The 24,365-nt window shown below is 36.8% G+C and carries 22 protein-coding genes and 1 pseudogene; 17 read left to right on the top strand and 6 right to left on the bottom strand.

Annotated elements, in window-relative coordinates; all coding sequences use genetic code 11:
- Positions 1 to 559 precede the first annotated feature (559 nt).
- Positions 560 to 2,323, bottom strand: a complete 1,764-nt coding sequence (gene ycaO, locus DQN24_RS07320; protein WP_021035065.1) for a 30S ribosomal protein S12 methylthiotransferase accessory factor YcaO — start codon at positions 2,321 to 2,323, stop codon at positions 560 to 562.
- 170 nt (positions 2,324 to 2,493) lie between these two features.
- Between ycaO and DQN24_RS07315 the strand changes: the two are divergent.
- Positions 2,494 to 2,565 (top strand): annotated as a pseudogene (locus DQN24_RS07315) (carboxymuconolactone decarboxylase family protein); the annotation flags it as partial.
- A 171-nt stretch (positions 2,566 to 2,736) separates the two neighbouring features.
- Positions 2,737 to 3,438, top strand: a complete 702-nt coding sequence (gene gloB / locus DQN24_RS07310; RefSeq protein WP_021035067.1) for a hydroxyacylglutathione hydrolase — start codon at positions 2,737 to 2,739, stop codon at positions 3,436 to 3,438.
- A 49-nt stretch (positions 3,439 to 3,487) separates the two neighbouring features.
- Here the strand turns inward: gloB and tehB are convergent, their stop codons facing one another.
- Together tehB and metG are read right to left on the bottom strand one after the other, a co-directional pair.
- Positions 3,488 to 4,348 (bottom strand): SAM-dependent methyltransferase TehB, encoded by an 861-nt coding sequence (gene tehB, locus DQN24_RS07305; RefSeq protein ID WP_111695636.1) that lies wholly within the window; start codon positions 4,346 to 4,348, stop codon positions 3,488 to 3,490.
- Positions 4,349 to 4,458: 110 nt separating this feature from the next.
- Positions 4,459 to 6,507, bottom strand: a complete 2,049-nt coding sequence (metG, locus tag DQN24_RS07300; protein ID WP_111695635.1) for a methionine--tRNA ligase — start codon at positions 6,505 to 6,507, stop codon at positions 4,459 to 4,461.
- A gap of 148 nt (positions 6,508 to 6,655) precedes the next feature.
- Between metG and apbC the strand changes: the two genes are divergently transcribed.
- The gene (gene apbC / locus DQN24_RS07295) at positions 6,656 to 7,768 is read left to right on the top strand and encodes an iron-sulfur cluster carrier protein ApbC (RefSeq protein WP_111695634.1); all 1,113 of its coding nucleotides are present in this window, start codon (positions 6,656 to 6,658) and stop codon (positions 7,766 to 7,768) included.
- 47 nt (positions 7,769 to 7,815) lie between these two features.
- Here the strand turns inward: apbC and DQN24_RS07290 are convergent, their stop codons facing one another.
- Positions 7,816 to 8,478, bottom strand: a complete 663-nt coding sequence (locus DQN24_RS07290; protein ID WP_111695633.1) for an NAD(P)H-dependent oxidoreductase — start codon at positions 8,476 to 8,478, stop codon at positions 7,816 to 7,818.
- Between the two features lie 114 nt (positions 8,479 to 8,592).
- Here DQN24_RS07290 and DQN24_RS07285 point away from each other — a divergent pair, with 114 nt between their 5' ends.
- Positions 8,593 to 9,267 carry a cytidylyltransferase domain-containing protein gene (locus DQN24_RS07285; RefSeq protein WP_105900070.1) on the top strand — a complete coding sequence of 225 codons (675 nt, stop codon included), beginning with the start codon at positions 8,593 to 8,595 and terminating at the stop codon, positions 9,265 to 9,267.
- An 80-nt stretch (positions 9,268 to 9,347) separates the two neighbouring features.
- Here the strand turns inward: DQN24_RS07285 and DQN24_RS07280 are convergent, their stop codons facing one another.
- A complete protein-coding gene (locus tag DQN24_RS07280; protein ID WP_111695632.1) occupies positions 9,348 to 10,091 on the bottom strand; it encodes a YdcF family protein in 744 nt (247 codons plus the stop codon).
- A gap of 134 nt (positions 10,092 to 10,225) precedes the next feature.
- Between DQN24_RS07280 and lsgA the strand changes: the two genes are divergently transcribed.
- From lsgA to lsgF, 6 genes are read left to right on the top strand one after another with little or no spacing between them, the layout of a single operon-like run.
- Positions 10,226 to 11,431, top strand: a complete 1,206-nt coding sequence (gene lsgA / locus DQN24_RS07275) for a lipooligosaccharide flippase LsgA (protein ID WP_111695631.1) — start codon at positions 10,226 to 10,228, stop codon at positions 11,429 to 11,431.
- Complete coding sequence (lsgB, locus tag DQN24_RS07270) at positions 11,428 to 12,342, top strand: lipooligosaccharide biosynthesis sialyltransferase LsgB (RefSeq protein ID WP_111695630.1); 915 nt, start codon at positions 11,428 to 11,430, stop codon at positions 12,340 to 12,342. Before lsgA ends, lsgB begins: the two co-directional genes overlap by 4 nt.
- Position 12,343: 1 nt before the next feature.
- A complete protein-coding gene (lsgC, locus tag DQN24_RS07265; protein ID WP_111695629.1) occupies positions 12,344 to 13,405 on the top strand; it encodes a lipooligosaccharide biosynthesis family 4 glycosyltransferase LsgC in 1,062 nt (353 codons plus the stop codon).
- 11 nt (positions 13,406 to 13,416) lie between these two features.
- Positions 13,417 to 14,190, top strand: coding sequence for a lipooligosaccharide biosynthesis galactosyltransferase LsgD (gene lsgD / locus DQN24_RS07260; protein WP_111695628.1), 774 nt, complete (start codon positions 13,417 to 13,419; stop codon positions 14,188 to 14,190).
- Between the two features lie 11 nt (positions 14,191 to 14,201).
- On the top strand, positions 14,202 to 15,083 hold the full coding sequence (gene lsgE / locus DQN24_RS07255) for a lipooligosaccharide biosynthesis N-acetyl-glucosamine transferase LsgE (RefSeq protein WP_111695627.1): 882 nt from the start codon (positions 14,202 to 14,204) through the stop codon (positions 15,081 to 15,083).
- Between the two features lie 14 nt (positions 15,084 to 15,097).
- Positions 15,098 to 15,901, top strand: coding sequence for a lipooligosaccharide biosynthesis galactosyltransferase LsgF (lsgF, locus tag DQN24_RS07250; RefSeq protein ID WP_172453984.1), 804 nt, complete (start codon positions 15,098 to 15,100; stop codon positions 15,899 to 15,901).
- A 231-nt stretch (positions 15,902 to 16,132) separates the two neighbouring features.
- Here the strand turns inward: lsgF and DQN24_RS07245 are convergent, their stop codons facing one another.
- Positions 16,133 to 16,900: a TOBE domain-containing protein gene (locus DQN24_RS07245; protein ID WP_111695625.1), complete on the bottom strand. Its 768-nt coding sequence runs from the start codon at positions 16,898 to 16,900 to the stop codon at positions 16,133 to 16,135.
- Positions 16,901 to 17,037: 137 nt separating this feature from the next.
- Here DQN24_RS07245 and modA point away from each other — a divergent pair, with 137 nt between their 5' ends.
- The 7 genes from modA (at position 17,038) to DQN24_RS07210 (ending at position 24,354) form a co-directional block, all read left to right on the top strand.
- Positions 17,038 to 17,802, top strand: a complete 765-nt coding sequence (gene modA, locus DQN24_RS07240; protein WP_111695624.1) for a molybdate ABC transporter substrate-binding protein — start codon at positions 17,038 to 17,040, stop codon at positions 17,800 to 17,802.
- 122 nt (positions 17,803 to 17,924) lie between these two features.
- Positions 17,925 to 18,653, top strand: coding sequence for a molybdate ABC transporter permease subunit (gene modB / locus DQN24_RS07235; protein WP_172453983.1), 729 nt, complete (start codon positions 17,925 to 17,927; stop codon positions 18,651 to 18,653).
- The gene (modC, locus tag DQN24_RS07230; RefSeq protein WP_111695623.1) at positions 18,640 to 19,695 is read left to right on the top strand and encodes a molybdenum ABC transporter ATP-binding protein ModC; all 1,056 of its coding nucleotides are present in this window, start codon (positions 18,640 to 18,642) and stop codon (positions 19,693 to 19,695) included. Before modB ends, modC begins: the two co-directional genes overlap by 14 nt.
- 253 nt (positions 19,696 to 19,948) lie before the next feature.
- Positions 19,949 to 20,554 carry a fimbrial protein gene (locus DQN24_RS07225; protein ID WP_227894293.1) on the top strand — a complete coding sequence of 202 codons (606 nt, stop codon included), beginning with the start codon at positions 19,949 to 19,951 and terminating at the stop codon, positions 20,552 to 20,554.
- A gap of 78 nt (positions 20,555 to 20,632) precedes the next feature.
- Positions 20,633 to 21,340: a fimbria/pilus periplasmic chaperone gene (locus DQN24_RS07220; protein WP_111695621.1), complete on the top strand. Its 708-nt coding sequence runs from the start codon at positions 20,633 to 20,635 to the stop codon at positions 21,338 to 21,340.
- Between the two features lie 33 nt (positions 21,341 to 21,373).
- The gene (locus DQN24_RS07215; protein WP_111695620.1) at positions 21,374 to 21,661 is read left to right on the top strand and encodes a hypothetical protein; all 288 of its coding nucleotides are present in this window, start codon (positions 21,374 to 21,376) and stop codon (positions 21,659 to 21,661) included.
- Positions 21,662 to 21,771: 110 nt separating this feature from the next.
- The gene (locus tag DQN24_RS07210; RefSeq protein WP_111695619.1) at positions 21,772 to 24,354 is read left to right on the top strand and encodes a fimbria/pilus outer membrane usher protein; all 2,583 of its coding nucleotides are present in this window, start codon (positions 21,772 to 21,774) and stop codon (positions 24,352 to 24,354) included.
- Positions 24,355 to 24,365 lie beyond the last annotated feature (11 nt).

Below are 24,365 nucleotides of genomic sequence, written 5' to 3'. Positions count from 1 at the left end.
CTTTTTTGATCAAAAATTGTGGCGGATTATAGCATAAAGGTATGTTTTTTACATTAGGATTTCGCCTAATGGCGACTTACTTTCTTTTGCTTGTACAAAAGAAAGTAAGCAAAGAAAAGTGCCCCAGTTAAATCGCTGATCTTTGCTTTGTTTCAATTTTCTTTACGGCAATTTTCTAAACTCGCAACTACGTTGCTCAAACAGACGAAAATTGCCTAAAAATTGAAAGTCGCAAAGGCGATTTATATGGGGCCCGAGTTTATCGGAGGATCATTTAAAAAGTGCGGTTGGTTTTAGGGAGATTTTTATAGGTCGTTTTATTTGTAGGTAGAATTAAATGGGGTCCCTTCTTTTCCGCCTTTGTTTCATAGAATTTGTAGGAAATTTTCGTCTGTTTGAGCCGTTTGCGGCGAGTTCAGAAAATTTCCGTTAAGCAAATTGTATGAAACGAAGGAAATAAGGAAAAGCAGGGGCGCTTTTCTTTTGCCTAATTTTCTTTGGCGAAACAAAGAAAAGTAGGTCGTACTTTCAAGAATTGAAAGTACGAAATAAGCCTAATTTATTTTTGATGTGTTCGCTTCGCTTTCTGCAACTTCCCATAAGCCTTTAGCAACGCTTGATGCTCCTTAAAGTTTTCCAAATTTTCATCACTTGCAGGAAGATTGTAGAACGGATTACCCCCTTCAGAGACAGCAACCCAAGCTTGTTTAACTGCATCTTTGCCATACATTTTCTCAAACACTGAACGATATTGCGCTGGGTCACGATTTTGATCTAAATGTAATTCAATGATGGAAATTAATGCACGGTAATAATTCACACGTTCTGTGGTGAATACGGAGCTGTTCATATTAAGCGTCCAGTTTGCCCAATCTAATGCTTGTTCTAATTCGCCTAATGCAAGGTGAAGCATAGATTTTAATTCGCCCACGCGTAAGGTTGTCCAGCCGCTATTTTTAGGTGCAACGATACCGATAAATTCACGCACGCGAGTTGCATCGTCAATATCTTGTCCGTCTAATTCTTCTAATAACTCTTGATAGGTTTCAGCATCGTGATGCCAGTTTGGTAAATCGAGTAAAATTTCGCGCCAGTCCATGCCCATATTGTTGTTGGCGTAAATTAAATCGTCTGCAGGATAAATATCAGACATACCTGGCACAATAATACGGCACGCATATACATCTAAATGGTTGTAATCCATTACGTAAACTTCTTTTTCATCCGCATGGAAAATCGCCATTAAATTATTGTATTCTTCTTGTGTTGTACCGCTGAAATCCCAATCAGCAAATTCATAATCTGGTGTTTGTTTAAATAAATCCCAAGAAATTAAACCGCTCGAATCAATAAAGTGGGTTTCTAAATTAGCGTGTTCAGCCACATCATCGTTATTGAAAGATGGCGGAGAGAAAACATCTAAATCTTTCAAACTGCGACCTTGTAAAAGTTCAGTCACCGTACGTTCTAATGCCACTTGGAAATTTGGATGTGCACCAAAAGAGGCAAAGCAAGTGCCGTTATTTGGATTGAGTAGCACCACGCAAATAACAGGGTATTTTCCGCCGAGTGAAGCATCAAAAGCATAAATTGGGAAGCCTTCTTCCTCTAATTTTGCAATGGAAGCCTGAATAGATGGATAGCGATCCATCACAGATTTTAGAATTTCTGGCAGACTGATTGCTTCAGCGATAATTTTGTTTTTCACATAACGCTCAAAGACTTCTGACAAGCCTTGCACGCGTGCTTCAAATTTTGTATTGCCTGCAGACATGCCATTTGAGACATAAAGGTTGGCAATAATACTTTGTGGAATGTAAACGGTTTGCTCGTCTGATTGCCGAACATAAGGCATCGCCACGATCCCACGATCATAATTGCCAGATTGTAAATCGACTAATAATTCAGGCGTAAGCTCGGCATTAGGATCAAAATAATCCAATAAATAATCATCTAAAATGCCATTAGGCAGTAAAGCATCATCTTCAATCGGGAACCATTTTTCATTGGGATAATGCACAAAATCGCTGTTTGCAATCTCTTGCCCTAAATAGAAATCAGCAAAGAAATAATTAGTGGAAAGACGCTCAAAATATTCGCCAAGGGCAGAGGCTAACGCCGCTTTTTTGCTTGCCCCTTTACCATTTGAAAAACACTGTGGGCAGTCTTTATCGCGAATATGTACAGACCACACATTTGGCACTGGATTCAACCAAGATGCCTCTTCAATATTAAAACCAAGTGCGGTCAATTTTTGCTGAAATTTTGCAATGCTATCTTCCAATGCGGCATCTTTGCCAAGGATAAATGTTTGTTCAGACATAAAGTACCTTATTAATATCGTTAAAAATTGCCGTATTCTAGCAAAATTTGATCGTTAGTTATAACTTTCTAATCTATAAAGTGCATTTTATTTCTTTTTATTTATTGAAAAACCTTCGTATTATTTCTCACACAAAACATATCTATTTATATTTATTTAGGAGAAACATAATGTCTAAATTTCAAATTCATACTGTTGAAACTGCGCCAGAAGCTGCAATCGAGGCTTTAACTGCGGTAAAATAAGTTTATTTTATTTCTAGTGGCTTAGGCGACTTTTCTTCATTTGGTTATTTTAGCCTAAATCAAATTTTTAGTTGTTATCTAGGATAACTCAAAAAAGAAAAATTTGGTCGCGTTGGCATTCCAGTTTACAATCATTTTATTCCTCCATCACAAATGAAAAGGACGATTATGTTATTTGCTTTGCCTGCGCTGAATGATAACTACATTTGGCTTTATCAACGAGAAAATCTGCCTCTTATTATTGTAGATTTGCCTGAAACGGACAAGCTGTTTGCGTGGTTAGATAAACAAAATGTAAACATTGAAGCGGTGTTGCTTACTCACGAACACGATGATCATACACAAGGTGTGTCGGCATTTAAAAAACGTTATCCAACAGTGCCGATTTATGGGTCGCAAGAATGTGAGAAAAAAGGTGCAACTCAAATTGTGAACGAAGGGAAGATCCTTACCACACATTATCAAATTGATGTCATTCCGACGGGTGGACACACTAAACAGCACGTTAGTTTTTTAGTGGATAATCATTTGTTTTGTGGCGATGCGTTATTTTCTGCAGGTTGCGGACGTGTTTTCACAGGTAATTATGCGCAGATGTTTGAAGGTTTACAGCGTTTGAATGCATTGCCTGACGAGACGATTGTTTGCCCTGCTCACGAATATACATTGGGAAATTTAGCATTTGCGGAAATTGTGCTGGTGGAAAAAAGTGCGGTAGAAAAGCAGCGTGTTTTTGTTGAAAAACAGCGAGCTGAAAATAAACCAAGTTTGCCGACAACATTAAAACTAGAGCGAGAAATTAATCCGTTTTTACAAGCAAAAAGACTTGAAGAATTTACCGCACTTCGCAAGGCCAAAGATATTTTCTAAGTGATCTTTTTTATTGAGGCAAAGTGCGGTGATTTTTTAAATTAGCAGATTATTTCTTTTTTGCTAACATCGTGGCAAATTTCATTTTAATGCGATTGCCGTTTTCATCGGTTTTGTGTAATTCGCCCATATTTTCGTTATATTCTAAGAATTCCCAATCTTTGTAATATTCTTTTAATTCATTTTCAGCAAAAGTGAAAGAGAACGGAAGTGGGCAAGGCATATCATCAGTAGACATAGCGGCAACGATTAAGTTATACCCGCCAACATTGGTGTGTTCTTGCATATTTTTAATGATTGACGGCACACGTTCACGATTTAAGAACATAAACACTACCGTTGAAACAATAAAATCGTAGTTTTCTTGAATGTTGGCGGAATTAATGTCGTAAAGTGCGGTAGAAATATTAAGGTTTTCTTTCTCTTTGGTTTCATTTAAAAAGGCAATGCTGTTTTCATTGTGATCCCAAGAGGTTACATCATGGCCTAATAAACTTAAATAAAGTGAATTACGCCCTTGTCCACAACCTAAATCTAATACTTTACAAGGCGAGATAATTTTTGCTGCATCCACTACATCACCGTGAGTGGCTGTCATGTTGTATTTTTTACTGAAATAATCTTCTTTTTTGCAATAGAAACCTAGGGTGCATTCTAAATCATCAGAAAGCGCTTCAACACGATGCCATGCTTGAGGTTCAACAAAAGGAATCTCGCTTTCTGGGGTGAAAATATGCTCAGCAATGACATCGCCATTTTCGGTTAGCTCATAAAATTTGAGCTTACCTTTTAATACAGTTAATTTTCCCCAAGTGCCGACTTTTGTGTTGTGCTTTTCTTGGAACATTTGTGGCAACTTGTCTTTTGTCCACACTGGCATTTGTTTATAGCAAATTAATTCGTTTTTCATAATATTCTCCAAACAGATAAATAGTTGAGTGTTATAGTAGGTTATAAGTCACCTATTTTCAACAAGAAAATAAAAGGGCAACGTAATGTTGCCCTAATTAATAGAATTGATTATTTTACTTGCATACCTGCGGTAACACCACTATCGGCAGATAACAAGAATAAATCACTACCGCCTGTTCCTGCGGATAGAATCATTCCCTCAGATACGCCGAATTTCATTTTACGTGGTGCAAGGTTTGCCACCATAATCACAAAACGACCTTCTAATTCTTCAGGCTTATTATAAGCCGCTTTAATGCCAGAGAAGACTTGACGAGTATGATCGCCAAGATCCAATTCAAAACGTAAAAGTTTATTAGATTCTGGCACTGCTTCGCATTTCAATACTTTTGCTACACGCATATCAAGTTTAGCGAAATCATCAATGGTGATGGTTTCAGCAATAGGTTCAACAGCAGAAAGTGCGGTTGGTTTTGCTTCAGTTTTTTCTGCTGCTTTATTGGCTGCTGCAAATAAGGCTTTAGTTTCTTCCACAACGGCATCAATTTGTTTTTTCTCTAAACGAGAGAATAAGGCTGTGAACGGTGCAAGGGTATGACCAAGTAATGGTTGATGAATATTATCCCAACGTAATTCAGCTTGTAAGAAGGCTTCTGCACGTTCTGCCAGTTTTGGAAGAACAGGTTTTAAGTAAGACATCAGCACGCGGAAAAGCTCAATTCCCATTGAACATACGGCTTGCAATTCTGCCTCTTTGCCTTCTTCTTTTGCAATCACCCAAGGGGCTTTTTCATCAATGTATTTATTGGCTTTATCCGTTAATGCCATAATTTCACGAATGGCTTTATTGTATTCACGGCTTTCGTAATAAGCGGCGATTTGCTCGGCTTGGGCGGTAAATTCTGCAAATAATGCTTCGTCTTCCAGTTTATCCGCAAGTTTGCCTTCAAAGCGTTTCGCAATAAAGCCAGCATTGCGTGAAGCTAAATTCACTAATTTGTTTACAATATCCGTATTGACACGTTGTACGAAATCTTCAAGATTAAAGTCTAAATCTTCAATGCGATCATTTAATTTTGCCGCATAGTAATAACGCAAACATTCAGGATCGATATGATTTAAATAAGTGCTGGCTTGAATGAAAGTGCCGCGAGATTTTGACATCTTCGCCCCATCCACCGTGACGTAGCCGTGAGTGAATACATTAGTCGGTTTACGGTAGCCACTGCCTTCAAGCATTGCTGGCCAGAATAGACTGTGGAAATAAACGATGTCTTTACCGATGAAATGATAAAGTTCCGCATCACTGCCTTCCGCCCAAAATTCATTGAAATCAATGCCTTCACGATTGCATAGATTTTTGAATGAAGCCATATAGCCGATTGGTGCATCTAACCAAACATAGAAGAATTTATCTTTTGCGCCCGGAATTTCAAAACCGAAATAAGGCGCATCGCGTGAAATATCCCATTGTTGTAAACCACTCTCAAACCATTCTTGCATTTTGTTCGCAATTTCAGATTGAAGTGAGCCAGAACGAGTCCATTCTTTTAACATCCCTTCAAATGCAGGTAAGTCAAAGAAAAAGTGTTCAGATTCTTTTACGATAGGTGTTGCGCCAGAAACAGCTGAACGAGGATTAATTAAATCCATTGGGCTGTAAGTAGATGCACACACTTCGCAGTTATCGCCATATTGATCTTCTGCTTTACATTTCGGGCAAGTGCCTTTCACAAAACGATCAGGCAAGAACATATTTTTTTCAGGGTCGAATAACTGAGAAATAACTTTACTCTTAATAAAGCCATTGGCTTTGAGTTTATTGTAAATTTCTGCGGTGAGCTCTTTGTTTTCTTCGCTGTGAGTGGAATGATAGTTATCAAAACTAATATTGAAACCTGCAAAATCACGCATGTGATCGGCTTTTGCTTTAGCAATTAATTCTTCAGGTGTAATGCCAAGTTTATCGGCATTCAGCATAATCGGTGTGCCGTGCGCATCATCTGCACAGACAAAATGGATTTTATTGCCACGCATACGTTGAAAACGCACCCAAATATCCGCTTGGATATGTTCTAACATATGGCCTAAATGGATTGCCCCATTGGCATAAGGCAAGGCGCAAGTGACTAAAATTTTACGGGGTTGAGTTGTCATTTTTATTCTCTTTTTAGCATACAAAAATTGTGCTTATCTTACTTTAAATAGGGGATTTTTTCTAGTTTGAAAAACTTTAACTTAACATACCGCACTTTCCGTGATTAAATATGCCCGACAAATTTACTCTACTAAACAGGAAGTTATTATGGCAACCTACTTTTCTGATAATTTGACTGCCGAGCAGCAAAATCAAGTTCAGCAGATTATTCAACAATTTCAACATCCAACCCTGCAAAAGGATCTGATTGTGCTTAATACTTTGAAAAAAGTGGAAAAGGGCGGCGATACTTTACGCATTGAATTGCAATTACCTTTTGCGTGGAATTCAGGTGCAGAACAATTAAAACAAGCGGTTTCAGATTCGTTATTGAAAACAACAGATTGCAACGCAATTAAATGGGCGGTGACTTATCAAATCGCCACACTTAAACGTGCGAATAATCAACCCGCCGTAAAAGGTGTGAAAAATATTATTGCGGTTAGTTCTGGCAAAGGCGGCGTAGGGAAATCATCGGTTTCCGTTAATCTCGCTTTAGCATTACAAGCACAAGGGGCACGTGTTGGAATTTTAGACGCGGATATTTATGGGCCTTCTATTCCACATATGTTAGGCGCAGCGGATCAACGTCCAACTTCGCCAGATAATCAACACATCACCCCAATTAAAGCACATGGTTTATCTGCAAATTCCATTGGCTTTTTAATGAATGAAGATAGCGCAACAATTTGGCGTGGCCCAATGGCGAGCAGCGCATTAAGCCAATTATTAAATGAAACCTTATGGGATAGTTTAGATTATCTTGTTATCGATATGCCCCCAGGCACTGGCGATATTCAACTTACCTTATCACAACAAATTCCTGTGACTGGCGCAGTGGTAGTGACAACTCCGCAAGATATTGCTCTGCTTGATGCTGTGAAAGGTATTTCAATGTTTGAGCGAGTATCCGTGCCGGTATTGGGTATTGTGGAAAATATGTCTATGCACATTTGTAGCGAGTGCGGTCACCATGAAGCGATTTTTGGCACAGGCGGTGCAGAGAAAATGGCTGAAAAATACAATGTGAAAGTATTAGCTCAACTTCCTTTACACATTCGTATCCGTGAAGATTTAGATGCAGGCAACCCAACTGTTGTGCGAGTGCCTGAAAATGAAATTTCACAAGCATTCCTACAACTTGCAGAAAAAGTCTCTACAGAACTTTACTGGCAAGGTTCCGTAATCCCAAGTGAGATTCTATTTAAAGAAGTAAAATAATCAAAAAAAGATAGGGCTGCATATGCAGCCCTTTTTTAATGGGATTTTTACTCCACCCATCTCACTACTTCATCTAACGCTTTACGCGATTTTTTCGCAATATCGCGTGAACGGTAACCAAAGGTTGCGGCGACAGAAACCGCATATTCTTGAGGATCAAATAATCCTTCTTCGGCGAGACATTCATTCATTTTGTCGTAATGAAAACCTTCAATTGGGCAAGAATCGATGCCAAGGGCGGCAGCGCCAGTGAGCATATTTGCAAGGGCGATATAAGTTTGTTTACTGCACCAATCAAATAAAGTGCGGTCGCTTTCGAGTAATTTCATATCTTCTTCTTGAAAGGTTTTATATTTGGCGAGGGCAGCTTGTTGTTGCTCTGCGTTCAAGCCTTTGCGCTCCATTACATCCTCAAAAAATAGGCTGTCATAACGGGCATTTTTCTTCGCGAGAATTACCACAAGATGACTGCAATTATCAAGCTGATTTAGCATTCCCCAACTGAAAGGCTTAATTTTTTCGCGCAGGGTTTTATTTTGAATCACTAAATATTTCCAAGGTTCAGAGCCTACAGAACTCGGCGATAATCGACCGCACTCTAAAATACATTCAAAATCTTCATCACTAATTTTTTTGTTTGGGTCGTAATAACGTGTTGAGCTACGTTGATGGAAGAGTTCCAGAACTTGTTCACGAGTAAGTTGAGTCATTTTATTTCCTCTTTTTTTAAACAAAAATGCGTCGCCATACTAAAGATTAGTTTTTGCTAAAGCAAGGGAAAGGTTCTAAAATAGTTAGCATTTCTATCATAGAGAGTAAAGATGATGACAAGAATTGCGATTATTCCTGCAAGAGCGGGTTCTAAAGGCATTAAAGATAAAAACTTACAGCTTGTTGGTGGCGTTTCTTTAGTGGGGCGTGCGATTTTGGCAGCGCAAGAGTCGGGTATGTTTGATCAGATTGTAGTGACATCAGACGGCGAAAACATTTTAAAAGAAGCTACAAAATATGGTGCAAAAGCAGTGGCACGCCCTGAAAATTTGGCGCAAAGTGATACACGCACCATTGATGCTATTTTGCATTGCTTAGAAACTCTCAATATTTCACAAGGTACGACTGTACTTTTGCAGCCAACTAGCCCATTGCGTAATGCTTTAGATATTCGTAATGCGATGGAAATTTTCCTTGGTGGCAAATATAAATCAGTGGTTTCCGCTTGCGAATGTGAGCATCATCCTTATAAATCTTTCACTTTAGAAAGCACCGAAGTTCAGCCTATTCACGAATTAACCGATTTTGAAGCCCCTCGCCAAAAATTACCGAAATCTTATCGTGCAAATGGCGCAATTTATATTAATGACATCGAAAGTCTCTTTGAAGAAAAACGCTTTTTCATTGCGCCAATGCGTTTTTATTTAATGCCAACCTATCGTTCCATTGATATTGATTCCACACTTGATTTGCAATTAGCCGAAAGTTTAATTTCAAAAGAATTCTAAAAAAATTGACCGCACTTTGCGGTCTTTTTTATGTCTATTTTGTTTATTTACATTTAGAAAAGAGGATTTTTATAAGCAAATTATTCTACGTAATAGGCTTTCCAATAACCAATCCACTCTTTTAATAAAATCATATTGCTATTTAATGCGCCTAAGTCAGGAATAAAAGATTTTGCAGAGAGATTTCTTTTGCTGCCATAGCTTGCCGCTGCAGCAGGAAAAACATCAAATCCTTGTTTTTCAAAAAGGTATTTGGCTCGTTTCATATGCCATTGATTTGTTACTAAAATAATTTTTTGAATATGATCTTTAACTAAAATATTTTTAGTGAAACTGGCATTTTCTTCCGTATTACGGGCTTTATTTTCGATCCATTGTGTTGGTACATTAAAGAATTGGTTAAGTTCTTTTGCCATTAAGTCGCCTTCAGAAATGCCTATCAAAGAATAGCCAGTAGTTAAAATAGGCAAGCCCGTTTCTTTTTGTAAAAATGCCGCATAACGTAAACGTTCTAGTTGCGGTGCGCCAGAAGTTGTTTCTGCATACAGTTCTTTGGTTGGGTAAGATCCACCGCCTAATATGACAATAGCTTGAGCTTGTTTATAGTCATCTAGGGTAAGGGCTGGAGTGTCATCATTATCTGTTAGCAATAAACCAGTAAAAGGTGTGCTTATGATATAAAGCCAAGTGAAACTGATAAGCGCAATAAATTTGGCTAATTTTTTGAAATGAACAAGATAAAGAATCGCTGCAATAATAAGTAATACAAAGGTATTAAAAGGTGGTGCGATAAGTGCGGTAAGAAGTTTTCCTAGTTCTAACATAGATAAGATCCTTGATATAGAGCGGTTTCATTATAATGATTAGTCATAGCTTGTCCATGTTGATTTTGTTAAAATAAGCCCCCTTATTTTTTGATAAACAAACGCCTAAATTCATCAAAAGTGCGGTGATATTTATGAAAGTTTTTAAAGATAGTGTCATTTACCTTGTTGGGGAATTATCGTCAAAGTTAGTTCCTTTTTTACTTTTGCCTTATTTATCGCGTAAATTAGGCGTAGAAGGGTATGGCTCACTTTCTTATTATCAAACTTTTTTAAGTTTATTTTTGATTGTGGTTTCTTTAACTCAAGAGGGCGCAATTTCCCGTTATTTTTATTTTTACGGAAAACGTTCATTAAATTTAGTGGTAAATACTGGCTATGCTTATACCACGATAATTGGCAGTATTATTTTAATGGGTTGTTGGATTGCTCAGTCTGAAATATTATTTTATGCCGCACTTTCCTCAATTTTTCAGTCTTTTTTAAATGTACAGCTAAGTGTAAGACAATGCCAGAAAAAGGCTTGGTCTTATGCTTTTATTCAATTTTCACTCACTGTTACTGGTGCGGTATTTACCGTCGCATTGCTCGAGTATTATCAAAATGACCTTGTTGAAAAAAGAATTTTGGCAATTTTATTGAGTAATTTAGTCGTTTGGTTTTTTTCTTATTTTCTTTACAGAAAGAGTGCAACATCTAAAAAATATCAATTTAAACATTATCAATCCGCATTATTTTATATTTTAGGATTTGGATTACCGCTTATTTTACATTATGCAAGTTTTTTCTTAAAAGGGCAGTTAGACCGTATTTTTATTTATCACAAATTCAGTGAAACAGATTTAGGGCTTTATGCCATGGGGGCTCAACTTGCTTTAATCTTTTCTATTGCAATTCAAGCACTTAATAAAGCTATTATTCCCTATTTTTATGAAGCCTTGAAACAAAAAAAATTAGTAATTCAACAATTACATAAATGGGCGTTATTTTCCTTTTTGCTGATACCTATTCCTGCCTTAATAATGTGGATTATTCCTGAGGATGTGTTAGTTTGGATTTTAGGTAGCCAATTTGTTGGAACGAAATATTATTTTATTTTATTTTTAATTTCGACCACATTAAGTATTCCTTATTTGATTTTAGTTAATTATCTTTTCTATTATGGAAAAAATAAACTGATTTCCCAATGTTCCGTTTTATCTACAATAATTTATGTGGCAAGCCTTGTGGCTTTAACTTTTACAGAAATTAAATATATCCCTTATGCTGGAATTATTGGTTCGCTTTCCATTATTCCTATTCTTTATTTTATGACATCTAAAGTGAGTAAAACCCTATGAACCTTATTCTTTGTTGCACACCATTGCAAGTATTAATTGCGAGAAAAATCATTGAATTACATCCTAACGAGCAATTCTTTGGCGTCATGTTTGGTGGTGTATGGGATAAAAAAAGAACCTTGTATGCGAGTAAATTAGCGGAGGTTTGTTGTAATGCTGTAAATATTGATACGGGAAAAGATCTAAAAGGTTTTGACTCCTTAAAATTAATGCGTCAGTTAAAGAATAAAATTACGTATAAAAGTTTTGATAAGGTTTTTCTCGCTAATCTTAATTCATTATGGCTACAAACTTATCTTAGTCATGTTTCATTTAAAGAGCTTTATACCTTTGATGATGGCTCGGATAATATTTTTCCACATCCTAATTTATTGAGAGAGCCTGATACATTTAAATATAAACTGATTAAAGTCTTTATTGGCGATAGATATAGTGTGCATAAATTATTTAAAAAAATAAAAAAACATTATACGGTTTATCCTAATTATAAAAATATTGTTCCTAATATTGAACCAATTTCCTTATGGGATAATAAAGTAGATGGTGAGATAGATGGCGAAGTTTCATTTTTTATAGGGCAACCATTGTTAAATACAAAAGAGGAAAATGTATCATTAATTAAAAAATTAAAAGATCAGATTCCTTTTGACTATTATTTCCCTCATCCAGCAGAAGATTATCGAGTGGATGGGGTAAATTATGTTGAATCTGAATTAATTTTTGAAGATTACGTATTTAAACATTTATCAAATAAAAAAGTAATTATTTACACGTTCTTCAGTTCTGTTGCATTTAATTTATTAAGTCATCCTAATGTAGAAATTCGTTTTATTAGAACGAGTATTCCAAGATGGCAATTCTGTTACGATTCATTTCTAGACCTTGGATTAACGATTTATAAGGAAATTTAAGATGAAAAAAATTGGTTTCTTTATTATGAATATCGAAAGTACGGGGGGAACGGAGCGCGTTTCCATTAATGTTGCCAATGCTCTCGCTAAACAGGGATATGATGTTTATTTTATTAGCATTGGTGGTAATAAGCCTTTTTTCCAAGTCGATGAAAAAATTAATATTTATGCAATGAATAAATTGCCCTATTCATTGAAAAAAGATTATTTTTCTATTACAAGAAAATTAAGAAAATGGGTTAAAGAATTACAGCTAGATACCTTAATTGTGGTTGATGGTGCGATTATGCTTTTTTCTGCTTTGGCGTTGGTTAATTTAAATATAAAGCATATTTTATGGGAGCATTATTCTTTTAATTTTACGGGAAATCGTCTCGTTCGCACACTCGGTAAATATTTAGCTGTAACAACTTGCGATAAAATAGTTACATTGACAGAAGCAGAAAAAACACTATGGCAAGAAAAATTTAAAAAGAACAATATAATCAGTATTGCTAATCCAAATACGCTTTTGCCAAAGAATAAATTAGCAAAATGGGAAAATAAAACCATTTTATCTGTAGGGCATTTATTTTCTTATAAAGGTTTTGATTATTTATTAAAAGTCTGGCAAGTTTTGGCAAAAAAATATCCAGATTGGAATTTAAAAATAGTGGGTTCTGGCGAGGAAGAAGATAATTTAAAAAATCTTGCTAAAGCATTGGATATTGAAGATTTAGTTAATTTTATTCCTCGTACTAATGATGTTTCTTTTTATTATGAAAATAGTTCAATTTATTGTTTACCCTCACAAACAGAGGGCTTGCCTCTAGTGCTTATTGAGGCGATGGCATTTGGTTTACCTATTGTTGCCTTTAATTGTTCATCAGGCGTAAAGCAATTAGTTGAAAATAAAAAAAATGGTTTTCTTTGTGAAAAAAATAATATTGAAGAAATGGTTAATGCTTTAGATTTATTAATCAATAATCCTGAACTTTATCAACAGATGTCAGAAAAATCTCGTGTAATCAGTGAAGATTATGGCATTGAGAAAATTATTGAAGAATGGAAAGTGATTTTATAAGGAATAATTTTATGTTAAAAAAATATTTGATCTCTTTAGATAAAGATATTCAACGTCGGGAATTATTCTTTTCTCAAAAAAACACTGAGGATTTCCAAGTATTTTCTGCCATTAATACCATGCAAAAAGATTGGGATGAATTAGCTGATATTTTTAATATTGAACAATTTAAAGTACATTATGGTCGTGATGTCACTAAGGGCGAAATTGGCTGTACATTAAGCCATCTTTCTGTGTACCAAAAAATTATTGAAGACAACGAAATCGCTGAAGATAGCTATGCACTAGTCTGTGAAGATGATGTTTTATTCCACCCAAATTTTCAGCAAAATTTAACCGCACTTTTATCAGAAAAACTTGAGGCTGAAATTATATTGCTTGGACAGTCCAAAATTAATGATTTTAATAATTACGATTTAGAAATTAATTATCCCACAACTTTTTCTTTTTTATGCAAAAAAACAGGCAATGTAAATTACGCTTTTCCTTATAAAAGTTATTTTGCTGGCACGGTGGGCTATCTTATTAAAAAATCAGCCACAAGAAGATTTATCCAGCAAATTTCTCAAAATAAACCATTTTGGTTAGCAGATGATTTTTTACTCTTTGAACAGGATTTTAATATAAAAAATAAAGTGGTTCGCCCTCTTATGGTCATTGAAAATCCTGTATTGATAAGCAATTTAGAAAGTGTTCGAGGATCTTTATCCAATAATTTATTTAAAAAATTAATGAAATATCCATTGAAAAAAATCTTTGCGATTAAGAGAAATTTGGCTAATTAAAGGAGGGAATTATGTTAAGCATTATTGTGCCTTCTTATAATCGAAAAGCAGAAGTGCCAGCTTTATTAGAAAGTTTAACTCAACAAACATCGAGTAATTTTGAAGTGATTATTGTGGATGATTGCTCAAAAGACCCCGTTGAAGTGACACAATCTTATCCATTTGTGGTAAAGGTCATCCGCAACGAAACCAATCAAGGTGCAGCGGAAAGTCGCAATATTGGTGCGCGTGCATCAAAGGGAGATTGGTTGCTTTTTCTCGATGATGATGATCGGTTTATGCCAGAAAAATGTGAAAAAATATTACAAGTGATTGAGCAAAATCCAGACATTAATTTTATTTATCATCCAGCTAAGTGTGAAATGGTCAATGAAGGGTTTACTTATGTGACTCAACCGATTGAACCGCAAGAAATCTCGACAGAACGTATTTTGTTAGCCAATAAGATTGGTGGCATGCCAATGGTTGCAATTAAAAAAGAGATGTTTCTAAAAATAGGTGGATTATCCACCGCACTTCGTTCTTTGGAAGACTATGATTTCTTATTAAAACTACTACAAGAGCCGAGTTTTAAACCTTATAAAATTAATGAACCACTGACTTATTGTACTTTCCATACTAAACGTTCAAGTGTGTCTACGGATACTACTAATACGCAAAAAGCCATTGATTATATTCGTGAGCATTATGTGAAAACGGTAGAGCAAGCTCGTAATTTTGATATTAATGCGAGTTATATTTTGGCTTATCCCTATATCATGAATTTATCGCGTAAAGCGGCAAAATATTATTTTGATATTTTTAAGAAAACAAAAAGCATTAAGCAATTTATTATTACTTTGGTTATTTTAATTTCGCCAAAATTAGCCATTAATTTAAAACGGTTTATGTAGGAAAGTAAAATAAAATGAAATTTTCAGTCCTAATGTCCTTATATATTAAGGAAAATCCTCAATTCTTGCGTGAATGTTTTGAAAGTCTTGTTGCACAAACTCGTCAAGCAGATGAAATTGTATTGGTTTTTGATGGCGTAGTAACACCAGAATTAGAATCCGTTGTGACAGAATTTGAAACAAAACTGCCATTAAAATTAGTTAAATTGCCGCAAAATCGAGGCTTAGGCAAAGCCTTGAACGAAGGTTTATTGCATTGTGCTTATGACTGGGTTTTCCGTATGGATACCGATGATATTTGCGTGCCTGATCGTTTTGAAAAGCAAGTGGCGTTTATTGAAAAGTATCCTGAAACCATCATTTTTGGCGGGCAAATTGCTGAATTTGGTGAAAATGTAAATGATATTGTGGCATATCGTAATGTGCCAACGTCGGCTCAAGAAATTATCAAATTCACGCAAAAACGTTGTCCATTCAATCATATGACGGTGGCATATCAAAAAAGTGCGGTCATTAATTGTGGTGGATATGAAGATCTTCAAGAAGATTATTATTTGTGGATAAAACTTGTCGCACAAGGTTTATATGTGGCGAATTTGCCAGATATTTTAGTTTATGCACGAGTCGGAAATGGCATGGTGAGTCGCCGCCGTGGCGTCAATCAAGCCAAAGCAGAATGGCGTTTGTTCAAATTAAAATATCGTTTGGGTATTCAAGGATTGTTAGCTGGATTATTTACTTTCGCATTGCGTTTTGGTTCTCGTTTATTGCCAACCTCGTTATTGAAAAAACTTTATCAAACTTTTTTACGTAAATAGGAAATCCGATGAAATTGAATATAGTATTTAAAATTTTGTTTGATTTGAGGTTATTTTAGTTCAGAAAACAATAAATATGTTCTTTTAAAGATTGGCATAAATTTAATTATTTTGCATTGAGTATTGGAATGTTTGCAGAATAGATTAGACCTAATCTGATAAATAATAATATTAAAGTGAAAATTCTCAATGCAAAATATAAGTATTAAATTTATGTGTTATACATCGGAATTACCCCAGCGTTGCCAATATAATTTGCTCTTGGTCAATATAAATCCAAACCTGTTGTCCGATTTGCCATTGATTTGGCTGATGGACGGTGGCACAAAATTCAATATCGCTTTCAGCAAATTGAAAGATGGCTTCTTCTTCATTAAGTGATTTGATATTTACGGGGAACTGGTTCGGTTGATTTGCTAATGGTTGTTCACTGATTTTTACCCAAGGTGCTTTGAACATCAGCATCACTTCTTTTTCTGTAATCAGTTTCAAACGCGCCGAGCTTTTGGTGGTAATAGAAACTTGCAACGGTGTTGGCAAGCCTTGCACATTCACATCCACGACACAACGGGCGTCAATAATTCTCTGTTGTGCCACTCGCCCAAAAAATTGATTGCGTGCGCTACTTTGTAAAGAAAAACGTGCAGTTGCCGTGATCAAACTATCTAACGGCACGGATTCATCTTGTAGGATATGAAAAGCGTGTTCTTGCGTACGTTCTAATAAATCATAAAGCTGTAGCAAACGCTCTGCATAAGTGGTAAGTGCCGTGCCTCCGCCATTTTTTCCACCTGTATTTCGTTCAAGCAATGGGCGAGGGCTGATTTTATTCATCGCTTCTAAATGATCCCACGCACTTTTATAGCTCACTTTTGCATTTTTCGCTGCTTGATTTATCGAACCGCATTGTTGAATTTCTTTGAGTAAACGTACTCGTTTTGGATCGATAAAAAGTGCTTGTTGAAGTTTAATCGTGAGTAAAATTTCGGTGTTTTTCATTTTGCTGTTCCTAAGTAATCCTAAGTGGTAAGCCTAAGCGTTATATATTTTACTAAATAATTTTTCTTTTGCTATATGATTGTTATTTATTTCAATATATAATTAAGTAAATAACGTTCAATCATAGGAGATGATTTATGAAAAAATTAACGAAAATTTCAACCGCACTTTTAATCGCAGGATTAGGATTTTCTTTTGCGGCATCTGCTAAAGTGACTGTATTTGCAGCGGCTTCAATGACAGATGCTTTACAACAAGTTGCAAAAGATTACGCAAAACAAAACCCGAAAAATGAAGTAGTGTTTTCTTTTGCTTCTTCTTCAACTTTAGCAAAACAAATTGAAGAAGGCGCGCCAGCAGATATTTTTGTCTCTGCAAGCAATAAATGGATGAAATATCTTTCTGAAAAAGACTTAACTGTGAAAGAAACCGAAAAAGTTTTAGTGGGTAATGATTTAGTCTTAATCGCACCAGCAAAAAGTGCGGTAAATTCTGTGGATATTGCAAAAGGCGAATGGATTAACGCACTAAAAGATAGCTATTTATCTGTTGGCGATCCTGCACACGTGCCTGCTGGTCAATATGCAGAAGAAGCATTAACCAAATTAAATTTATGGGATAAGGTAAAAGATCGTTTAGCGCGTGGAAAAGATGTGCGTGGTGCATTAGCTTTAGTTGAACGTGCAGAAGCACCTTACGGTATTGTGTACAGCACTGACTCAAAAGTGAGCCAACAAGTTAAAACAGTTGGTGTTTTCCCTGCGGATAGCCATAAACCCGTTGTTTATCCTGTTTCTATTGTAAAAGGTCATGATAATTCGGATTCTCGCGATTTCTTGAAATATTTAGAATCAGATGCTGCGAAGAAAGTGCTTGTGGGATATGGTTTCTCTGCAAAATAAGATGGCATTTTAACATTTATTAAGGGCAGATATTTCTGCCCTTTGTTATTCGCGTTATTATATCTCTCGTAAATGTGGGATTTTTCCCATCAATCAGGTATTTAAACAGAGAGGCTATTTATTTGATTACCCAATTTTTTTCATTTTTCAATTTGACGCCAATGGAAATCTCAGCGATTAATTTAAGTTTGAGTGTCGCCGTCAGTTCTATGCTTTGGAGTTTGCCGTTAGCCATTTTTGTTGCGTGGCTTTTAGCGCGCAAAAACTTCTATGGAAAATCCCTGATTACTGGCGTAATTCATTTGCCTTTAGTATTGCCACCTGTGGTTATCGGTTATCTATTGCTTGTGGCAATGGGGCGCAATGGTTTCATTGGCAAGTATTTATATCAGTGGTTTGGCTTATCTTTTGGTTTTAGTTGGAAAGGTGCGGTGCTTTCCTCTGCAGTGGTTGCTTTTCCATTGGTAGTTCGCGCGATTCGACTTTCTTTAGAAAATATTGATATTAAATTGGAGCAAGCAGCGCAAACATTGGGTGCTTCCGCTTGGCGTGTATTTTTTACAATAACCTTGCCACTTTCTTTACCAGGAGTTTTAGCTGGGCTAGTGCTTGGTTTTGCACGATCATTAGGAGAATTTGGCGCGACTATTACGTTTGTATCGAATATTGCAGGCGAAACTCAGACCATTCCCCTTGCGATGTATTCTTTTATTCAAACACCTAGTGCAGAAGAACAAACCGCTCGCTTATGTTTATTGGCCATCATTCTTTCATTGATTTCTTTGCTATTGTCAGAGTGGTTGAGCAAGCGAATGCAGAAAAAATTAGGACAAGGAAATGTTGCAGATTAATGTGAAAAAACAGCTCGGGCAACTTGCCTTGCAAGCGAATATACAAGTACCAGATCAAGGCGTGACAGCTATTTTCGGTTTGTCTGGCTCTGGCAAAACGTCGCTGATTAATCTTGTCAGTGGTTTGATACAACCAGACGAAGGATTTATCCGTTTAAATGACCGCACTTTAGTGGATATGGAAAGCCAAGAATGCTTGCCGACCCACTTGCGTAAAATTGGCTATGTGTTCCAAGATGCGCGCTTATTTCCTCACTACAGTGTGAAAGGCAATTTGCGTTATGGCATGAAAAATGTCTCGCAAGATGATTTTAACTATATTGTCGATCTTCTCGGCATTACTCATTTATTAAAGCGTTATCCGCTCACGCTTTCTGGTGGAGAGAAACAACGTGTGGCAATCGGGCGCGCGTTGCTGACTGATCCAGATATTTTGCTCATGGACGAACCTCTTTCAGCCCTTGATGTTCCCCGCAAACGCGAGCTAATGCAATATTTGGAACGTCTTTCTAAAGAAATTAATATCCCGATTTTATATGTTACACATAGCTTGGACGAATTGTTGCGTTTAGCTGATCGCGTTGTGCTGATGGAAAACGGCATTGTGAAAGCCTATGACAGCGTAGAAAAAATTTGGAATAGTGCTATTTTTGCCCCTTGGAAAGGGGAAAGCGAACAGAGTAGTGTACTTGCCTTGCCTGTTTATTTGCATAATCCACCTTATAAAATGACCGCACTTTCGTTAGGCGAACAAGCACTTTGGATTCATCAAGTGCCCGCGAATGTAAGCGAACGAGTGCGAGTTTGTATTTATAGTTCAGATGTTTCTATTACACTGCAAAAGCCAGAACAAACAAGCATTCGTAATATTTTACGTGGCAAAATTACACAAATTGAGATACAAGATTCTCGAGTGGATCTTGCCGTATTAGTGGAAGGGCATAAGATTTGGGCAAGCATCAGTAAATGGGCGCAAAATGAACTGCGTTTTGCTGTTGGGCAAGATGTTTATGTTCAGATTAAAGCGGTGTCGGTGATGTAGTAAACGCTTTACTGAATAAAACACTAATACGACATAATATAAAAAACGCTTGTAGTTATATTACAAGCGTTTTTTTTTGCTTAATATCTAGAAAAATAAAGAAATTTATTAAATTACCCTGATATTTATACAGATTGCATTTTTTTTTTTTTTTTTAGAATAGGTAAGTTTTCACTCTAAATTATCGGGTTTAAACGTGGTCATCCAATCTAGGATGAAATTTATTCTAAAGTTTTTATATAGGATGTTTAAAATGAAAAAAACAATCTTAGCTTTATTAGCATTAGGGGTGGTTGGTGCTAATAGTGCGTTTGCAACGGCGGTAACAACACAAAACCAACCCGCAACTCATGCAAAAATTACCGTTAATGGTGAAGTTGTGACTCAAACTTGTGAAATTTCTACAAATGATAGAAATAAAGTTGTCACTTTGGATAAAGTAGGCACAAATAGTTTAAAACAAACAGGTAACGTGGCAGCTCAACAATTAGTTACTATTCATTTAGAAAACTGTACCGTTACAAATGGCGTTCATACTCCACATGTAGGTACAGTTCATCAAACTACTCAAAATAAAGTCTCTGTTACTTTTAACCATACTGAAAAAGTAGATACTGCTAATCAGTTTACATTAAAAAATATTGAGACTAATGATCCAGCTACAAATGTTAATATTCAATTTGCTAATATTAACGGCAATGGATTAAAAATTGGACAAAATGATGCTGATGCTAAATTAAGCGTAACTGATCTTTCTACAACGCCAGCGATAAACTTCCTTGCCCGTTACTACGCAACAGGCCAATCTCAAGCAGGTAAAGTAAAAGCAGAAGCTGAATTAGACTTAGCATACGAGTAATCAAAATATTACGTTTATTCCCTTGCCCACCTTTTGGTGGGCTTTTCGGTATCATTATTTATGCTAAGAGAGTGATGTATGTTGTCCTTTTCTAAAAAATCTATTTTTATTTCTGCGATTTTATCCTGTTTATTTGCCACCTTTTCCGCTCACGCTAGTGTGATTATTCTGGGTACGCGTTTAATTTACCCAGGGAATCAAAGCAGTCTCAATGTGCAATTGAATAATCAAGATTCTTCCCCTGCTTTGGTGCAAAGCTGGATTGAAGACAAACAAGGCAGCCAAGCACAGGTGCCATTTATTATTACGCCACCCGTCACGCGTGTGGAGGGGAATCAAGGGCAAACCTTGCGTATCACCTTTACTGGCACACAAGCTTTACCACAAGATCGCGAATCGCTTTATTATTTTAACTTATTGGATATTCCACCTAAACCAAGTAAAGCCTATTTAAAAGACAACCCGAATTATTTGCAGTTTTCGGTGCGTAGCCGTTTAAAACTCTTTTACCGCCCAAGCAATTTGCCTTATCCACCAGCAGAAGCCTACAAAAAAGTGTCTTGGCAAGCCAAAGGCGGCAAACTTTGGGCAGATAATCCAACACCTTATTATTTAACTTTTACACAAGCCACAGTTGGTGGTAAATCCGCCCCTGAAGCTGTGATGGTCGCCCCTTTTAGCCAAGGAGAATTTGACGTAAAAGGTGTAAATAACGGACAAAAAGTGAAATGGTCGTTAATTAATGATTATGGCGGCGACGTAGCAGGCGAATCAACCATTAATTAACCGTATGCCCCCTACAGGTTTTGGGGCGATGCGATGAAATATATTCATTTTACCGTGGGCTTACGCCCACCCTACGAGGTTTTTGGGGATGCGATGAAATACATTCATTTTACCGTGGGCTTACGCCCACCCTACGAGGCTTTGGGCGATGCGATGAAATATATTCATTTTACCGTGGGCTTACGCCCACCCTACGAGGTTTTTGGGGATGCGATGAAATATATTCATTTTACCATGGGCTTACGCCCACCCTACGAGGTGTTGGGGCGATGCGATGAAATATATTCAAGTAATGGATACGCACAATATTTAATGTTGTGAGAGTGATTAATGTAGGGTGGGCGTGAGCCCACGCGTTTAATTCAAATTGTTATCGTTGGTTATATTCATTTTATCGTGAGCGTAAGCCACGTAATTATTAACGAGGTATTATGAGAGAATTTTCTTTTAATCCGCATTTAAGTCTAATTGGTTTTTTAATTGGATTGGCTTTTTTCCCCTTGTATACAAAGGCGGAAAACGTACCAAATACACCAAAAGAAAGCTTGAATGTAGAAGATGAAGATGTGGAATTTAGTGCTGGCTTTTTGAATATGGGCGGTAATGGTTCTAACATTGATGTTGCACGTTTTCAACAAAAAAACAGCGTATTACCTGGAGAATACCCCGCTGCTGTTTGGGTAAATGGCAAAGAAAAAGGCGAAATGACATTGCGTTTTCGTGATAATGAAAATGCAAATATACCTTTTGCACAGCTTTGTTTTACCCCTGAATTAGAAGCCTTGTTGGATTTAGAATCAGCTGCTATCAAACGCTCCCCAAGTGAGAATGAGTGCGTGTTTATTCAAGAAGCAATTCCTGATGGGAAAGCGGTATTTAATACAGGGCAACAGCGTTTAGAATTTACGATTGCACAAGCCTTAACAATTAATCGTCCTCGCGATTACATTGCGCCAAGCCGTTGGCAAACAGGCGATGTGGCAGCGTTTGCTGATTACAATATTAACCACAGTCGTTATGCAAACCAAGGTTCGCAATCTTCGCAAATGTTTTTAAATTTGCGAACAGGGGTTAATTTAGGTAACTGGGCATTTCGTCATTCTGGTTCAAAAAGTTGGAGCCAAAGTGAAGGTCAAAGCTACAATACGCCATACCAAACTTACGAAACCTATGTACAGAGAGATTTTGCACCGATTCGTGGGCTGGTTACTTTAGGCGATTTTTATACATCTGGACAAGTTGTTGAAGGGTTTGCATTACGTGGTATTGATATCTCTTCTGATGATCGAATGCTCTCGCCATCACAACTTGGTTTTGCGCCTCGTGTGCAAGGTATTGCAAATAGTAATGCCGTAGTGAGCATTTATCAAAATGGCAATATCATTTATCAAACTAATGTCACGCCTGGGCCTTTTGTGATCGATGATCTTTATTCTAGTGGCTATAACGGCGATCTCACGGTGGAAATCAAAGAGGCAGACGGAAAAGTGCGGTCATTTATCGTGCCGTTTTCTAATGTTGCCCCACTGATTAGAATGGGACAATTCCGCTATCAACTCGCTGCAGGGCGTTATCGCAGCGGGGAAGAAATCTATCCTGATAATGTCGCACAAAGTATGTTGCAATATGGTTTATATAATAATATCACTATTAATACGGGTGTGACTTATAGTAAAAATTACTTGTCAGGTGCGTTAGGGTTAGGATTGAATACCCCGATTGGTGCGTTTTCTGTAGATAGTACTTGGACTCGTAGTACCTTTTTGCCGCACAGTCTTGTGGATGAAAATGGTGCAATGAACACACAGCCAAGCGTGAGAAAAGGTTATAGTTTACATGGTAATTACAGTATTAATTTTAACCGCACTCGCACCAATATTACGCTAGCAGCTTATCGTTATTCTTCTCGTGATTTTTATAGTTTAAGTGACGTGATTAATGCGAATCATGTCATTGGGAAAAGCTTTTTTTCTGTGTTATCGCCTCGCCCTAAAAATCAGTATCAACTATCCATTATTCAAGATTTTGATAAATGGGGAAGTTTATATTTAGTTGGCGCAACACGTAATTATTGGAATAAATCAGGCAGTTATCATCAATATCAACTCTCTTATGCGAATCGTTTTAAATGGCTAAGTTATCAAATCGGCTTTTCACAAACGATTGATCGACAAAGTGGGCAGCGTGATAACCAAATTTATTTGAGTATGAGTGTGCCGTTAGGTCATAACCATTCACTTTCGTCTAATTACGCACGTAATTCGGCAGGTAATAGCAGTAGCCAAATTGGTATCAATGGAAGTTTTGGTAAAAATAGTCAATGGAGTTATGGCGTATATGGCAACTCAGGACAAGAGGGATATCGCAATATGTCAGCAAATATGAGTTATCGTAATTCTTATTTCGACTTTGATGCTTCCGCCTCTAGAGATAATCGTGGATCTCGTCAAATGAGTTCTAATTTATCTGGTGTAGTGGTTGCACATCGCCATGGATTAACTTTTGGCGAATCTGTTGGCGACAGTTTTGCGGTGGTGCATGCAGATGGTGCAGCTGGTGCGGAAGTGAATAGCGGACAAGGGCAAATGTTGGATTGGTTCGGTAATGCCATTGTGCCTTACACTCAGCCTTATCGCATTAATGAAATTGGTATCGATCCGCAAAATTTACCGCTAAATATTGAATTTGATGGTACGGAGAAAAAAATTATTCCGCGAGCCAATAGTATTCACGTGATTGATTTTGAAACCAAACGTAATCGCCTCGTATTGTTTAACTTAACCCGTACGAACGGCGAATTATTGCCAATGGCATCCGAAGCTTATGATGAACAAGGGCAATTTGTCGGCTATGTGGTGCAAAATGGTGTGCTGTTCGCTGGTGGTTTACAACAGCCAAAAGGCACAATCAAAGTCAGCTGGGGAAATGGCGAGCAAAACCAATGCCATTTTGATTACAGCGTGAATTTAGAGAATGCCACCCAAATGCAACAATATGAAAAAGTGTGTCAATAAATGGAGGATAA

Origin of the sequence: Haemophilus influenzae (genome assembly GCF_900475755.1) — a bacterium.
GTDB lineage: Bacteria > Pseudomonadota > Gammaproteobacteria > Enterobacterales > Pasteurellaceae > Haemophilus > Haemophilus influenzae_D.
Note: the sequence above shows the minus strand (reverse complement) of the source record. Positions and strands in the feature narration are given on the sequence as shown.